Source organism: Ramlibacter sp., assembly GCF_036676645.1.
Classification (GTDB): Bacteria; Pseudomonadota; Gammaproteobacteria; order Burkholderiales; family Burkholderiaceae_C; genus Ramlibacter.
Genome location: NZ_JAKFCM010000033.1, coordinates 1 through 13,408 on the forward strand (window position 1 = coordinate 1; position 13,408 = coordinate 13,408).

The window sequence follows — 13,408 nt, forward strand, 5'->3', positions numbered from 1 at the left end:
CGCTATTGCAGCTTCAGTTCACCGTCGAAGCTGACGCGCAGGTCCAGCGCGGGCACCTCCAGCGTCATGGTGGCCGGCAGGGCCTCGCTGCCGGCCACCTTCCCCTGCTCGATCGCGCGGGCCACCGCCTGCTCGATCTCGCGCTGGGAGCTCACGCCGACCATCTTGAGGAACTTGCGGATGCTCATGTTGAGGGCTTCGTCGTCCATGCTGGCCTCCTGCCGTAGTAGCAGCCTGCATCCTAGCGGGCCGGCGAGCATCGCCGCAATTCCACGAAGCGGCCGGTACGGCCCGCTACGGCTTCGGGATCGACTCCATCCACAGCTGCAGGCGCTCCTGCAGCGCCTGCCCGGCCATGCCGCGCAGGACGCAGGCGCCGTCCAGGTGGAGCATCGCGCGCGTGATGTGCCGCGCCCATTCGGGCGAAGCGGTGAGCTCGCCCAGGCGGGCCGGCTCGCCGCGGATCAGGAAACAGCCGTTGAACGTGCCGCCATGCGGCTCGAGCAGGACTGCGTCGAAGGACTCGATCCGCTTGTCCTTCTGCAGCGCGGCGAGGAACTCGGAGAACTCCTGGAAATGCTGCCCGCTGAGCATTTCGCGGCCCGGCAGCGAGCGATTCCAGCCAAACACCAGCACGTTGGGACCCATGGCGATTCCTTTCCGGTGAGTGCATCAGGGATCGCCATTGGAGTGCGCCGGGGCGCCTGGCGGAATAGTCGGATGCTCCCGGCCGCCAACCCGACCGTAGCGCCGCGGCCAACTCGGCGGCGCGAACCTGGCACGGGACGTGATCGCCGTATGCACACCCGGCTTGCGCGTCTGCCGAGCCGCTGATTACTCAAGCGCAGTAATCGGTGCCCCTGAAGCGCCCGTGGCATGGTCGCCGTCGCCGGCCTTGCCGCGGCTTGCTGCCGGTCGCGCCAACAGGCCCAGCAGGAGCACGCTTCCACTTTGGATATCGGCGCGGATGCCGTCGCCCGCGCCTTGCGGATCCCCGGACCGCAGGGCCTTGAGGACCTGGTCGTGATCGGTGCTGGCCTTTGCGTACCGGTCCAGCTTGTACAGGTGGTGGAAATAGGGGGCGACCTGGAGCCAGAGCCCTTCGATGATCGTATAGGCTGACTCGGAGTTCGCGAGCTTGTAGATCGTGAAGTGGAATTCCCTGTTGTGGCGCAGGAATCGTTTCACGTGCTGGTCCGCCACGGCAGCCGTCATCTCCGCCGCCAGCTTCTCCAGCCTGTCCAGGACCGCCGGCGTGACGTGGTCGACCGCCCACTCCGCTGCAGAGCCCTCGACGACACTGCGGACACGGGTGAGATCGAGCAGCCGCTCCCGGGTCAGTGGCGGAATCCCGATCGAGCGCCCCGAAATGGTGGTCAGCGCCTGCGCCGCCACCAGGCGCTGCAAGGCTTCGCGGATCGGCATTGCGCTCACCCCGAATGCTTCCGACAGGGCCTGCACCGTGATGAGCTGCCCTGGTGCGATCTCGCCGGTCAGGATCAGGTCGCGCAGGCGCTCATAGACGTCGTCCTGCAGTCTGCTCTTGGACATCCTGACCGGAGTCAACGTCAACACACGCGAGGCCGAGGTACGCATATCAGGCAAAAAGCTCGAATTCTCGATCAGGATGGAACGCTGCCCAGGTAGGCCTCGCGCAGCGCCGGATTGCTCTGCAGCTCTGCGGCCGCGCCCGAGAAGGCGACGCCGCCAGTCTCCAGCACATAGGCCCGCGAGGCCAGCTTCAGTGCGATGTGCGCGCTTTGCTCCGACAGCAGGATCGTCATGCCGCCGGCCGCAATCCGCTCGATCAGCCGGTAGACCATCTGGACCATGATCGGGGCAAGACCCAGCGAGGGCTCATCGAGCAGCAGCAGCCTGGGCTGCCGCATCAACGCACGACCGAGCGCGAGCATCTGCTGCTCGCCGCCCGACAGGGTGGCCGCGAGCTGCAGGCGGCGTTCGCCAAGCCGGGTGAACAGCTCATAGACACCGTCGAGCCGCCTTTTCACTTCGTTGGCGTCCCGGACGATGTAGCCGCCCATGCGCAGGTTGTCCTCCACGCTCAGGTCGCCGAACACGCGGCGGCCTTCCGGCACGTACGCGAGGCCCGCCTCGACGCGCTTCGCGCTGGTTCCGGCAAGCGGCGCGCCCGCGAACTGGACCTCGCCGGTGCACGGGACCAGCCCCATCAGCGACTTGATGATCGAGCTCTTGCCGGCCCCGTTGGCACCCAATACGGCGACAACTTCCCCTTCGCGCACGTCCAGATCGACTCCATGCACGGCCTGGACATTCCGGTAGTGGACTTTCAGGCCGCGGACCTGGAGCAGCGCGGAATCGACGGCGCTCATGGGTTCGCCTCCTCTGCTGCACTGAGTTCCGCACCGAAGTACGCCTCCAGGACCTTCGGATCGTCGATCACCTCCTTCGCCGGCCCATCGGCGATCTTCTCGCCGTGATCCAGCACCGCGATGCGCGAGCACAACCCGGTCACGATCCGCATGTCATGCTCCACGAGTGCGATGGTGATGCCGCGCTCGTGGATCTTGCGAATCAGTTGAACCACCTCGGTACGCTCGGAGGGATTCAAGCCTGCCGCCGGCTCGTCAAGCAGCAGCAGCGATGGATCGAGCACCAGTGCGCGTGCAATCTCCAGCCGGTTCTGCGCACCGTAGGGCAGGTCCTTGGTCAGCACATCGGCGAGGGCCGTCAGGCCGACGATCCGCAGGCATTCACGCGCCCGGCTTTCTGCCGATTCCAGCGCTTCGCGCGAGCGCCGCAGCCCCAGCACGTCGCCCAGCGCCGAGCCCGGCTCGGCTTTCAGTGCCGCCACCATCACGTTCTCGTGGACGGTGAGGTTCACGAACAGGCGCTTGTTCTGGAACGTACGCACCAGGCCGTCGCGCACGATCTGGGCCGGCGCGACGCCGATCAGCGACTTCCCGTCGAAGACGAGGCTGCCCGAGTCGGGCCGATAGATGCCGGAGATCACGTTGAACAGCGTGCTCTTGCCCGAGCCGTTGGGCCCGATGACGCCGAGCAGCTCGCCCTTGGCAACCTGCAGGTCCACCGCGGCCAGCGCGCGCACGCCCCGAAAGCTCAGCGAAACCGCTTTCACGTCAAGCATCGCTGGTCCTTTCCTTGACCACTTGCGCTGGCTTCGGAGCGCGGCGCGGGAAAAGGGACAGGATCCCCCTGGGAAAGAACATCATCCCCAGCAGCAGCAGCATTCCATAGGCGATCATCCGGAACTCGCCGAATGGTCGCAGGTACTCGGTAGCCGACTCCAGGATGGCGGTGGCCACCAGCATGCCCTCCAGCGAACGGTAGCCTCCGAACATGCTCATGGTGAGCAGCAGGATGGAGGGTTCCAGCGTGAACATGTCGGGGTGGATGTAGCGGACGTAGTGCGCGTACAGGAAGCCGCCCGCGCCAGCCCAGCCCGAGCACAGTACCAGCGCCAGGACCTTGTTCCAGGTCACGTTGATGGCGACCGCGGAGGAAGCAAGCTCATCGTCGCTGATCGCGCGCAGCCGCAGCCCCATCCGGCTGGCGATGATGCGCTTGGCCAGGATGTACGAAGCGGTGGCCATGGCCAGCGCCAGGAAATAGAAGGAGAAGGTGGAATCGATTTCGAATCCGTTAACGCCAACTGCCGGGATCGAGCGCACCCCCTGCGGGCCGCCGGTGAATTCCACTGCATTGAGCAGGACGATCCAGACGATCTGCTGGATGCCGATGGTGGCCATGACGAAGTACAAGCCGGCGAGTCGCATGGCGGGGCCTCCGAGCGCAGTCCCCACGGTGATGGCGCCCAGCACCGCCGGGACGAACGTCGCCAGCGGCGACCACCCGAGCTTCGTGGTCAGCAAGGCCGTGACGTAAGCCCCGACCCCGAAGATGGCCCCTTGCGAGAGCGAGACCCTCCCCGTGAAGCCGGTGATGAATCCGAGGCCGATGACCGGCAGCGTCATGATCAGCACGAAGTTGGCCACGTGGACGACGTAGTTCGGGGCGACGAAGGGCAGCACCAGCAAGAGGGCCAGCACCGCGCACAAACGGCCGAATCGAATGATCGGTTGGTGCGTCATACCTTCACCGGGGTCGAGGTGCCGAGCAGGCCGTTGGGGCGGAAGATCAACATCGCGAGCAGGATCACGAACGCCACCAGGTCCTTGTACGCGGACGAGATGTAGGTGCCCGCCAGGTTCTCCAGCAGCCCGATCGCGATGCCGCCGAGGATCGTTCCCGGGACGCTGTTGATGCCGCCGAGCACGGCTGCGGCAAACGCCTTGAGGCCCACCATGTCCCCCATGTCGAAGGACACGAAGTACAGCGGGCCGATCAACACCCCGGCACCCGCGGCGACGGCGAAGGTCAGCCCGAAGATGTGTGCGATCGCGCGCGGCACGTTCACCCCCACGGTGCCGGCGATTTCCGCATCGGAAGCGACGGCCCGCATCGCGCGACCGTGCCGGGTATACGTGAAGAACGAATGGAGAAGCGCGACCAGGACGACCGTGCAGCCGATCACCCACAAGTAGGCCTCCTGGAAGCGCGCGCCACCGAACTCCACGAGGCGCTCGCCGAACACCTTGGGAAACGGGACGGGTTCCGGGAAGAAGACGCGGACCGTGTTCATCAGCACGATCCCGAGCCCGATCGCACCGACGATGAACACGTCGTGGTCATGGTACAGGCGGCGGAACACGATGCGCTCCAGGACGACACCGATCAGGAACGCAAGCACCATCACGATCAGCAGGAGCGGGATGGCCGGAAGCGCGAAGCGGTTGGCAATGATCAATCCGAGGAACGTGCCGGCCATGAAGACATGGCCCTGAGCGAAGTTCACCATCTTCATTGCGCGGTACAACAGGGTGAAGCCGAGCCCCACCACCGCATAGATGCTGCCCGTCGCGACCCCGCCGATGAGGATCTGCAGCAGCATCCCGACGCTTCCGGTCGTTTCCATTACTTGTCGCCCTTGTACGCGCGGAACTCGCCACCCCCGACCTGGACGATCACCGACTGCTGGACCAGGTGGTTGGTCTTGTCGAAGTAGGCTTCGTTCGGCAAGCCGAAGATCCGCCCCTTCCAGGTGGTCAGGCAGCTGCGGAACTTGTCCTTGTCCGTGCCGGCCTTCTTCAGGCAGGGCGCCACGATGAACTTGATCGCACGGTATTCCCAGGCCGCCAGCACCGGCCGCGGGGGCTGCGAGCCGCCCGAGAACGCCTTCACGTACCGGTCGGACCACTTGCGTGCCTCGGGGTCCACGTCCTCGTGGAACATGGTGGCGAAGATCGTCCCCTCCGAAGCCTTCGGCGCCAGGGTGATCAGGTTCTCGTTGGCGATCCCCGTGGTACCGAGGAACTGGGCCTTGATACCGATCTCGCGGGCCTGGTTCATGATGGCCGGCGCCGCCGGGATGGTCCCGAAGATCGCCAGGCCATCCGGATTGGAGGCGCGGATCCGGGTCAGCTGGGCCGTGAAGTCCTTGTCGGTGGTCTGGTAGACCTGCACCTCCACCGGATCGACGCCCAGCTTCTTCATCCGCGCGACGAAGCTCTCGCGGTTGGAGACGCCATAGTCGTTCGCGTCATGGATCACGGCGATCCGCTTCAGCCCCAAGCGCTTGAGGGCGATGTCGGCGACCTCCTCGGCTTGCAGGGTGTCCGACTGCAGCACGCGGAAGGTCCACTTGTTCTTCTCGGTCGTGATGCGCGGATTGGAGGCGCCCACCACGACGTACGGCATGCCCGCGCGCTCGGCCGGCTCCATGGCCGCCAGGACCTGCGAGCTCCCCCAGCCGCCGACGATGAGGTCGACCTTGTCATTGATCAGGCGCTGCATGGCCGTCACCGACTGACCCGGATTGCTGCCGTCATCGACGACCACCAGTTCGAGTTTCCGGCCATCGATGCCGCCCTCGGCATTGATCTCCTTGACCGCCATCTCGGCACCCTGGCGGATACCGATGCCGTAGGAGGTGCCCGGGCCGGAGAACCCCGCGATGACGCCGATCCGGATGTCTTCGGCCTGCGCCGAAGTCGCCGCGACCGCGGCGCCGAGGATCGCAATCGCTGCAAGCTTGTTTCGCATCGAATTCACCTTTCAGTTGGATGTGACGCGGGGTCACGGCTGGGTTGTGCCGCTCCGGGAGCGGCCTGTGTGACGCGGTTTCCCGCACCGATGATCTCTACCGTTCCCTCATCCCCGTTCACGCGAACCCAATCGCCCGTCGCAACCTTGGCTGCCGTTGCGCGGCCGAGTTCGACGGCCGGGATGCGCAGGACGACGGCGCCGAGCGCGACCTGGGTGTTCGACTCCTGGACGACGTACGCGGCCGGCGCGCTGCCGGTGAACTTGAGGGCCTGGTGCCAGATGGACCAGGATGACGATCCCTTTGCCCGGCGGAAGAAAACGACCTTCCCGGCGACCGATTGGCCCTTGTTCGGGCTGGCCTCGATGATTTCTCCCGTCCTGACGTTGAAGGCGCCGTAACCGCCGAGGCAGTCCTCCATGAGCAGCGCCTCGCCTTCGACGACGCCCGGGTAGATGCGGCGGCCGCAGATGATTTCGCTCATCGCAAGTCTCCGCGCCAGGTCCCGGACACGGCCGCATCGATGCACTCGTCGGTGGTGCCGAACCAGACCTGCCGCACGCCCGTGGTTCCGGGTACGTAGTGGGCCATCTTGGCTGAATCGGTCGCGACGACCGTCGAGGGATCGACCATGTTCAGGACCAGCCCGCACGAGTCTTCCATGATCACGGCCCCGGCCTGCGTGATGGCGTCGGAGTAGCCTTCCCGGTCCATGATGGCCTTGACCGACCGCATGGTGGTGACGTACAGCGCCACGTTGTCATGGAGCTTCCGGCCATCGAGCTTCTCGGCCAGCTCCTTCATGCGCTCCAGCCCGTAGTGGGGGCATCCCAGGATGATCACGTCGACCGCCCGCGTATCCGAACTGTTGAGCCGCTGGTACGCCTGGGCGCGCTCGGCTTCGCCGTAGGTCACCACGTCCTTCGGCGGCCGGCCGCCGGCAGCGGCCTCCAGCGTGGGAGCTTCGGGCGTCACGCCGACGATGTGGTACATCGCCACGCTGCCGGTGGTCATGCCGGCCGCACTGAAGGCGATCAGGCTGTAGAGGTCCCGCGGATCATCGAGGTTGGTGTAGACGGGTATGCGTTGGCCCAGGGTTGCGCCGAAGTGATATCCCATCAAGTACCAGTCCTGGGTCGACCGGGGCTGGCACTGCACTTCGACCCGGATGTCGGCACGCCGGTTTTCCTCGAGGTGCAAGCCCCACAGCGGCGTCTTGCCGGTGAGCGCCGACGCGAACGCGCTGTGCTGCCCCTCGATGTTGGTCCGTCCGCCCAGGACGGAGTTGCAGTACGCCTGGGCCGAAGACTCGTTCCAGGCGCAGTGCTCTCCCTTCCTGGGGGAGTTGCCGGACTGGTAGGGCGTGCAGGTGAGCAGGTTGACGACGCCGATCCGCTTGAGATAGCGCTCGATGCCCTGCATGAGGTCGCACGCTTCCTGCCCGCCTCGTTGCAGGGTGGGATACCGCTGGTCGCGGTGGGTGGCGTTGGCGGTCGTGAACGCCCGCACCTTGTCGACGACGATCGTTTCATCGCTGTCCAGGAAAACCTTGGAAGCGATCGCATCGGGGTCGAGGCTGGGGACGACCGAACGCAGGATGTCGATGTCGGGCAACGTTCCCGCGATCAGGGTCACGTTGTTCGTATCGACGAATGACTCGGCCCCCAGGCCTTCTGCGTACCTGGCCAGCAAGGACATCGCCACCTGCCGGGCTCGCCCTTGGCGCCCCTCGAGCATTTCCCGCTCGTCTGGCTTCAATTTCAGCATGAGTGTCTCCTGCCGGCGCCCACGTTTGCCGCCTCGGCGTAAGGTCGGTGGCGCTCAGCGCCCACCCGCGCGCCTCTGGCGCTCTTCCTTCGTCTCGCGCTGGCCGCCCACGCGCGCCAGCGGCCTGCCGCCACTGCTGAGCGCGACCACCACGACCACCTCATCGGGTCCGGGCGCATCCGGAACGCTCACTTCCATCGCGTCCAGGTAGGGCATCCACCACTCGTCGTCCTTGAAGAAGAACGGGACATCGATGCGCGTTCCAGGGCCGCCGCGCTTCTTGGTCGAGGGAATGATGGCGGTGCCGCCATCCACCGCTGCGCGAAGGGGCTTGCCCATCTTCGGGTGGATGAGCGCAGCGCAGTGCTCGATCTCTCCGGCGATGCCCACGATGGAAGCCTTTCCGTAACCCTTGACTTCGCCCGGAGCCACCTGCAGCGCCTCGACCGCGCGGCGCGTGAGCTTGTCTCCCAGCACCTCGCCGAAATCGACCAGCGGGGAGAGGTCTTCGACGTAGCGGCCCGCGAAAGGGTTCTCGACGACGGCAATGGCGGCGACCTTCCGCAAGGGGGGGTCAACGTCCCGCCCGGCCTCGCGATTCGTGTCTTCGACGATCAGAACCCATTTCCTGACATTGATAGTGCTCACTGTATAGACCTCTTGTTGCTAGGGCTGGTGCGGGGCTGCCCGCTCGGTTGGGGGCGCAGCGGACCTGCTGCGCTCCTGTTCAAGGAATTCCACTGCCGACCGCAGGATGAGGAAGCAGGACGCGGCACCCGGGTCCACGTGTCCGCGCGTGCGCTCGCCGAGTCGGCTGGCGCGCCCCTTGCGGGCAACGAGCTGGCGCGTGGACTCCATGCCCTGCTCGGCCGCTTCGAGGGCGCTTCGCAAGGCGCCGAAGGCGTCCTTGCCATCGCGCACGGCGGTCTCGGCGGCGACGGTGGCCGGGTGCAGGCAGTCCACCAGCGTCTTGTCGCCGGGTTCGGCTCCACCGAGTTTCATGACCGTGTCCAGGGCGGCCCGGAACGATCCGCTCAGCTCCTGCGGCCCGAACTGCGCCTTCCCCGTCAGCGTGTTCGCGGCGCCCCTCACGCCAGCCCCCAGCAGGGCGCCGACGGTTGCCCCCGCAGCGGCCTGGAAGGTATGGGCGGCCTGCAGCAGCAAACCCGGGACCGACGACTCGGAGGTCGTCGCCAGCGCCTTGCGGACAGCCCTGAAGCCGATGGTCATGCTGACACCATGGTCTCCATCGCCCATCGCCGCATCCAGTTCGGTCAGGTGCTCCTGCGCCGACTCGACGTCGCGCGCCACCTTCTCGAGGAGGCGCATCATCTGCTCGGTCCCGATGCTTGCTGTCATGGCGGCCGGTCAGTTGTGCAGAAGGAAGGGCGAGTGGATGGGGGCGCCCAGGAGCCGTTTGAATTCGGGGGTGAGTCGAAGCACGCTCACCGAACAGCCGGCCATCTCGAGGGAGGTTGCGTATTCGCCGACGAAGGCCTTGTGCACCGCGACCCCTTGCGCCGTCAGCAGGTCATGGACCCGCCGGAAAAGCACGTAGAGCTCGGTCGGGGGCGTTGCGCCGAGCCCGTTGACGAGGACCGAAACCTGGTCGCCCTCGCGCAACGGCAGGTCGGCGCCGATCTCGGCCAGCAGCGCCTCGGCGAGCTGGTCGGCGCTCTGGAGCTTGGTCCGCTCGAGGCCCGGCTCGCCGTGGATGCCCATGCCGATCTCCATCTCGTCGTCCGCGATCTCGAACGTGGGCCGGCCGGCCGCCGGCACGGTGCAGGGTGACAGCGCCACCCCCATCGTCCGGGTGTTGGCGATCACGGCCTCGGCGGTGCGCTTCACCTCTTCGAAGCTGGCGCCTTCGGCCGCTTTCGCGCCGGCCAGGCGAAGGGCGTAGTAGAGCCCGGCAACCCCCCGCCGGTTGTGGGCTTGCTCCCTCGGGGCGGATGCCACATCGTCATTGCCGATGACGGCGGCGACCTGTATCCCGTCGGCGCGGGCCATTTCGGCAGCGGCCTGGAAGTTCATGACGTCGCCCTGGTAGTTGCCGAAGATCTGCAGCACGCCCCGGCCGGCGTCCACCGCCTTGATGCAGTCGTACATCGGGGCCGGGCCGGGCGAGGAGAAGACGTTGCCGACGGCGGCCCCGTCGGCAAGGCCCTGGCCGACATAGCCAAGGAAGAGCGGCAGGTGCCCGGCGCCGCCGCCGGTGACGATGCCCACCTTCTGCGGCACCGGAGCCCCGGCTCGCACCAGCGCGCGGCCGGTTTCACCGGCCCGGCGCAGATGCCCCGGATGCGCCTTGAGAATGCCGTCCAGCATCTCGTCAACCGCATCAAAGGGGTCGTTGAGAATTTTCTTGGTCGCCACGGCTTGCCTTTCGCTCGCGATGGAACGATCTTTGATCAAAAATCCAAGATCAGAATCCGTGGAAGTACTGAATACTTTTGTACTGGTTCAACTTGAAACCAGCGCCGTGCAGGTCAGCCAGGATCTGTTCGGGCGTCATGCAGCGCCAACGAAACAATTCGCGCAGGTCTATTCCGCCCTGTCTCGTCCCTTGGACAGCGGGACAACTCGTCGTTTTCTTGCACCAGCGGAGGATCGCTGAATGCGTGGGCCGTGGTTTGTTGGTTGGCGGCTGGGTAGTGCTGCTGGAGGATGTGCGGCTCTACCCGGCATGAAGGTCGCGTCGTGGGGCAGTGACTGGCCGCCGATTGCCGACTGGGGCAGGCTACTGATCCCCCGCGAACATTTTTTTTCGCTTCTGCCTGCCTGCCGATATGCCCCGACTAGAGCAAATGCTCGCGGCTGGGACTCTCAGGAACCGGACTGGACAGAGGAGTCTCGCAGCGGTCCTCCCTCGGCCATGCCGATGGCGCGGACCTCGCGAGGGCTCGCACCGAACGATCGTCGCACCGTACGCGCGAAGTGGGCTGCATCATGGAAGCCGCATTCCAGCGCCACGGAGGTCACTTCCAGGTCAGTGTTGTGCAGCAGCCAGCGCGCGCGTTCGAGGCGTAGTTTCTGGCGGTAGGCGGCCGGGCTCAGGCCAACGTCGCGCTGGAAGCGTCGTTCGAGTTGTCGCCGGCCGATGCGCAGCGGCTCGCACAGTTGCGCGATTGGCAGCGACAGATGCAACTGCTGCTCCAAGAGCAGCATAGCTTTGTGGACCAGACTGTCGGTTGATCGCTCTGACAGCACTTCCTCGGGCTGCAGCGTCCGCGACGGCAGGGGCTGCTCCTCGATCATGATACGGAGCGCTTTCACCGCGCTGCCCCGTCCAATCGTCTTTTCGATCAGGTACGCGGCCAAGTGGACGACGCTCGTTCCGCCGGCGCACGTCAGGCGGTCACGATCGACGACGAACATCTGGTTCGATACGACCCGACACTCGGGGAACTCGGCGGCAAATTCCTCTCGATGGAACCAGCTCACGCATGCGAGATAACCGTCAAGCAATCCTGCACGGGCAAGCACGAACGATCCTGTGCAAAGCCCGACCAGCTTGACCCCGGCGCCGGCCGCACTTCGCAGGAAGGCATAGAATTTTTCGGGTACTTGCTGTCCCCCGTGCAGTAGACCGCCCACTACAACCAGATAGTCGTAAACGTGCGGCGGCTCCAGCGATGCAGTCGGCATCACACTCGCGCCGCAACTGGACATGATGGGGGTGCCGGCAGTGCCAAGAATCTCCCAGCGACACTCCCGAGGGCGGCTTCGATCCCCCTCATCTGCAGCCAGACGCAATACGTCGACGAACGCGGCAAAGGCGGTCAGTGTGAAGCGCGGAGTCAGCAAGAAACCGACACGCACTTTTTCCTCGATCTTGTCCACAGTTGCCGGTGGCATTTTTCGAGGGCTTCGCATCACATTGGATCGCTTTTCGTTGCACACACCATCACTGCTTTAGACGGGCTATGTATTGCGATGTTCGGACGGCGCGTCCGGAGGCTCCAATAGGGACTTTCCCACATTCGCTCCGGTCAGGCGAACAAGGGGATGCGAGCAGTGCCGGCAGTGGACGCGCCTTGGCGCTACGTTCTTTCTTCGACGGCGCCTCCAGCTCACGCATGGGACGAACGAGAAACCGGCTGTCAAGCCCGTGAATTCTTGGGCGGTTCGGCTTCGAACCAATTCTCGTTTTCGAGGAACTGCCAGATTCTCTGGCTCACCTTTCCGCCTTCGGCGACAACCCGATCCTCGTCAGCCACTACCAACTTTCCTCGTAGAACTTGAAAGCGCCCGTTGGTCATCACATGCCGGACGTTTCTTCCGCTCGAATAAAGAAGGTGGTGAAGCGGCTCGGGGGGAAGAGCACCCACACCTCCCAAGGGTCTTGTCACGTCCACCGCACAAAGGTCGGCCTTGGCGCCGACCGCTAGGCGGCCGAGGTCATCGCGACGCAGCATCTTGGCGCCTCCAATGGTCGCTGCGCGGACCGAATCCATGACTTGCGGGCGCCGCATCCTTGCACTTGACGTCGGCTCTAGCAAGGTCGTGCGCAACTGACCGTTCAGCGTCGCCAGCTTGATGTTCTCTACGTAGTCGTTCGAGATCTGGTCGATCCCGAGCGATATGTTCAATCCGCTCGCCAACGCCTCCGGATATGGCTGAGACGCCTGGTGCAGCATGCTTGCCATGCAGGCGCAGTGAACATAGTTGACGCCGTGCCGCTTCAGGATCGGAGGATCCTGCACCAGGTCCATCTTGTAGAGGTGTGCTGCGATGACGGGCTGCGAAAAGAAGCCCAGACTCTCCAGCCAGGCGACCGGCCTTTTCCCCCAGAGACGCTCGCAGGCCTCCACCTCGCGGATGCGCTGCGCGAGATGAATGTGGACGCCGTTGCCGAGTTCCTCGGCCGCATGCTGCACCGCCTTCAATGTTTCGGGGGTGTGCGTATCGGCTGCATGAATGGCCATCTGTGCGCGCAGCAAGTCACCGTCGGAGCTATTGAGCGACAAACCGAACTGCCGCGCCGCTTCGATCTCCCGCAGGGTTTCCGGCACCGAGTTGAAGAGGACTTCGTCATTGTCTCGATACCAGATGTCATGAAGACGATTGCCGTTCGGCGCGATCACGCTCACATAGGCGCGCACCCCCCATGCGCGGGCGACGCGCACGAACGATTCGGCGACACGAACCGAGGCGCTCATCTCCACGAAGGTGGTGCAGCCCGATTTCAGGATTTCTGCGATGTTGTAGGCGGTCAAGGCGTCGAGTTGCTCATCGTCAAGCGCATACGCCGCTGCGACCGGGCGATCCATGAAGCGCCCGCCTTCGATGAGACCGCGGGACGGGGTGCTGACCGTCGTATGCGTGTGCCCTGAGATGAATCCGGGCAAGACAAGGCAGTCGCTCGCGTCGACACGGACTTCCCAGCCTCGAACTCGGCCGCGCTTGATATCGGCGATCTCGTTTCCTCGAACAACGATCGACACATCCCGCTCCAGTTGCGGCTCCTCGCCTTCCTGCACGAGAGCCCAACCGGCCTCGATAACGCAGTCGGCGATCGACATCTGTTCACTTTGC

The 13,408-nt window shown here is 65.2% G+C and carries 16 protein-coding genes; 1 reads left to right on the plus strand and 15 read right to left on the minus strand.

Going from position 1 to position 13,408, the window contains the following annotated elements:
• Nucleotides 1–2: 2 nt before the first annotated feature.
• The 13 genes from V6M57_RS05860 to V6M57_RS05920 all read right to left on the minus strand — a co-directional run bounded on the left by V6M57_RS05860 (nt 3) and on the right by V6M57_RS05920 (nt 10,246).
• The gene (locus tag V6M57_RS05860; protein ID WP_332814054.1) at nt 3–209 is read right to left on the minus strand and encodes a DUF6494 family protein; all 207 of its coding nucleotides are present in this window, start codon (nt 207–209) and stop codon (nt 3–5) included.
• Between the two features lie 85 nt (nt 210–294).
• Nucleotides 295–648, minus strand: a complete 354-nt coding sequence (locus V6M57_RS05865) for a hypothetical protein (RefSeq protein WP_332814055.1) — start codon at nt 646–648, stop codon at nt 295–297.
• Between the two features lie 186 nt (nt 649–834).
• Nucleotides 835–1,551 (minus strand): GntR family transcriptional regulator, encoded by a 717-nt coding sequence (locus tag V6M57_RS05870; RefSeq protein ID WP_332814056.1) that lies wholly within the window; start codon nt 1,549–1,551, stop codon nt 835–837.
• Between the two features lie 71 nt (nt 1,552–1,622).
• Nucleotides 1,623–2,351 carry an ABC transporter ATP-binding protein gene (locus tag V6M57_RS05875; protein WP_332814057.1) on the minus strand — a complete coding sequence of 243 codons (729 nt, stop codon included), beginning with the start codon at nt 2,349–2,351 and terminating at the stop codon, nt 1,623–1,625.
• Nucleotides 2,348–3,127, minus strand: a complete 780-nt coding sequence (locus V6M57_RS05880; RefSeq protein WP_332814058.1) for an ABC transporter ATP-binding protein — start codon at nt 3,125–3,127, stop codon at nt 2,348–2,350. The genes V6M57_RS05875 and V6M57_RS05880 overlap by 4 nt, the downstream gene beginning before the upstream one ends.
• Complete coding sequence (locus V6M57_RS05885; RefSeq protein WP_332814059.1) at nt 3,120–4,091, minus strand: branched-chain amino acid ABC transporter permease; 972 nt, start codon at nt 4,089–4,091, stop codon at nt 3,120–3,122. Before V6M57_RS05885 ends, V6M57_RS05880 begins: the two co-directional genes overlap by 8 nt.
• Nucleotides 4,088–4,951 carry a branched-chain amino acid ABC transporter permease gene (locus V6M57_RS05890; protein WP_332814060.1) on the minus strand — a complete coding sequence of 288 codons (864 nt, stop codon included), beginning with the start codon at nt 4,949–4,951 and terminating at the stop codon, nt 4,088–4,090. Before V6M57_RS05890 ends, V6M57_RS05885 begins: the two co-directional genes overlap by 4 nt.
• Before the next feature lie 23 nt (nt 4,952–4,974).
• Nucleotides 4,975–6,102: an ABC transporter substrate-binding protein gene (locus V6M57_RS05895; RefSeq protein ID WP_332814061.1), complete on the minus strand. Its 1,128-nt coding sequence runs from the start codon at nt 6,100–6,102 to the stop codon at nt 4,975–4,977.
• 5 nt (nt 6,103–6,107) lie between these two features.
• Complete coding sequence (locus V6M57_RS05900; protein ID WP_332814062.1) at nt 6,108–6,587, minus strand: aconitase X swivel domain-containing protein; 480 nt, start codon at nt 6,585–6,587, stop codon at nt 6,108–6,110.
• The gene (locus V6M57_RS05905) at nt 6,584–7,870 is read right to left on the minus strand and encodes an aconitase X catalytic domain-containing protein (protein WP_332814063.1); all 1,287 of its coding nucleotides are present in this window, start codon (nt 7,868–7,870) and stop codon (nt 6,584–6,586) included. Before V6M57_RS05905 ends, V6M57_RS05900 begins: the two co-directional genes overlap by 4 nt.
• A 54-nt stretch (nt 7,871–7,924) precedes the next feature.
• The gene (locus tag V6M57_RS05910) at nt 7,925–8,518 is read right to left on the minus strand and encodes an amino acid synthesis family protein (RefSeq protein ID WP_332814064.1); all 594 of its coding nucleotides are present in this window, start codon (nt 8,516–8,518) and stop codon (nt 7,925–7,927) included.
• Nucleotides 8,519–8,536: 18 nt separating this feature from the next.
• Nucleotides 8,537–9,229, minus strand: coding sequence for a dihydroxyacetone kinase subunit DhaL (gene dhaL, locus V6M57_RS05915; protein ID WP_332814065.1), 693 nt, complete (start codon nt 9,227–9,229; stop codon nt 8,537–8,539).
• Nucleotides 9,230–9,238: 9 nt separating this feature from the next.
• Nucleotides 9,239–10,246: a dihydroxyacetone kinase subunit DhaK gene (locus V6M57_RS05920; protein ID WP_332814066.1), complete on the minus strand. Its 1,008-nt coding sequence runs from the start codon at nt 10,244–10,246 to the stop codon at nt 9,239–9,241.
• A gap of 58 nt (nt 10,247–10,304) precedes the next feature.
• On the opposite strand from V6M57_RS05920, the gene V6M57_RS05925 reads away from it, so the two are divergent.
• On the plus strand, nt 10,305–10,487 hold the full coding sequence (locus V6M57_RS05925) for a hypothetical protein (RefSeq protein WP_332814067.1): 183 nt from the start codon (nt 10,305–10,307) through the stop codon (nt 10,485–10,487).
• A 209-nt stretch (nt 10,488–10,696) separates the two neighbouring features.
• Here V6M57_RS05925 and V6M57_RS05930 read toward each other — a convergent pair whose 3' ends face one another.
• Together V6M57_RS05930 and V6M57_RS05935 are read right to left on the minus strand one after the other, a co-directional pair.
• Nucleotides 10,697–11,713, minus strand: coding sequence for a GlxA family transcriptional regulator (locus V6M57_RS05930; protein ID WP_332814068.1), 1,017 nt, complete (start codon nt 11,711–11,713; stop codon nt 10,697–10,699).
• 260 nt (nt 11,714–11,973) lie between these two features.
• Entirely contained in the window at nt 11,974–13,395 is a 1,422-nt protein-coding gene (locus V6M57_RS05935) for an amidohydrolase family protein (protein ID WP_332814069.1), read from the minus strand.
• Nucleotides 13,396–13,408 lie beyond the last annotated feature (13 nt).

Coding starts and splice junctions, on each gene's coding strand:
- V6M57_RS05860 (WP_332814054.1), bottom strand. CDS start 209: ATGGACGACGAAGCCCTCAACATGAGCATCCGCAAGTTCCTCAAGATG.
- V6M57_RS05865 (WP_332814055.1), bottom strand. CDS start 648: ATGGGTCCCAACGTGCTGGTGTTTGGCTGGAATCGCTCGCTGCCGGGC.
- V6M57_RS05870 (WP_332814056.1), bottom strand. CDS start 1,551: ATGTCCAAGAGCAGACTGCAGGACGACGTCTATGAGCGCCTGCGCGAC.
- V6M57_RS05875 (WP_332814057.1), bottom strand. CDS start 2,351: ATGAGCGCCGTCGATTCCGCGCTGCTCCAGGTCCGCGGCCTGAAAGTC.
- V6M57_RS05880 (WP_332814058.1), bottom strand. CDS start 3,127: ATGCTTGACGTGAAAGCGGTTTCGCTGAGCTTTCGGGGCGTGCGCGCG.
- V6M57_RS05885 (WP_332814059.1), bottom strand. CDS start 4,091: ATGACGCACCAACCGATCATTCGATTCGGCCGTTTGTGCGCGGTGCTG.
- V6M57_RS05890 (WP_332814060.1), bottom strand. CDS start 4,951: ATGCTGCTGCAGATCCTCATCGGCGGGGTCGCGACGGGCAGCATCTAT.
- V6M57_RS05895 (WP_332814061.1), bottom strand. CDS start 6,102: ATGCGAAACAAGCTTGCAGCGATTGCGATCCTCGGCGCCGCGGTCGCG.
- V6M57_RS05900 (WP_332814062.1), bottom strand. CDS start 6,587: ATGAGCGAAATCATCTGCGGCCGCCGCATCTACCCGGGCGTCGTCGAA.
- V6M57_RS05905 (WP_332814063.1), bottom strand. CDS start 7,870: ATGCTGAAATTGAAGCCAGACGAGCGGGAAATGCTCGAGGGGCGCCAA.
- dhaL (WP_332814065.1), bottom strand. CDS start 9,229: ATGACAGCAAGCATCGGGACCGAGCAGATGATGCGCCTCCTCGAGAAG.
- V6M57_RS05935 (WP_332814069.1), bottom strand. CDS start 13,395: ATGTCGATCGCCGACTGCGTTATCGAGGCCGGTTGGGCTCTCGTGCAG.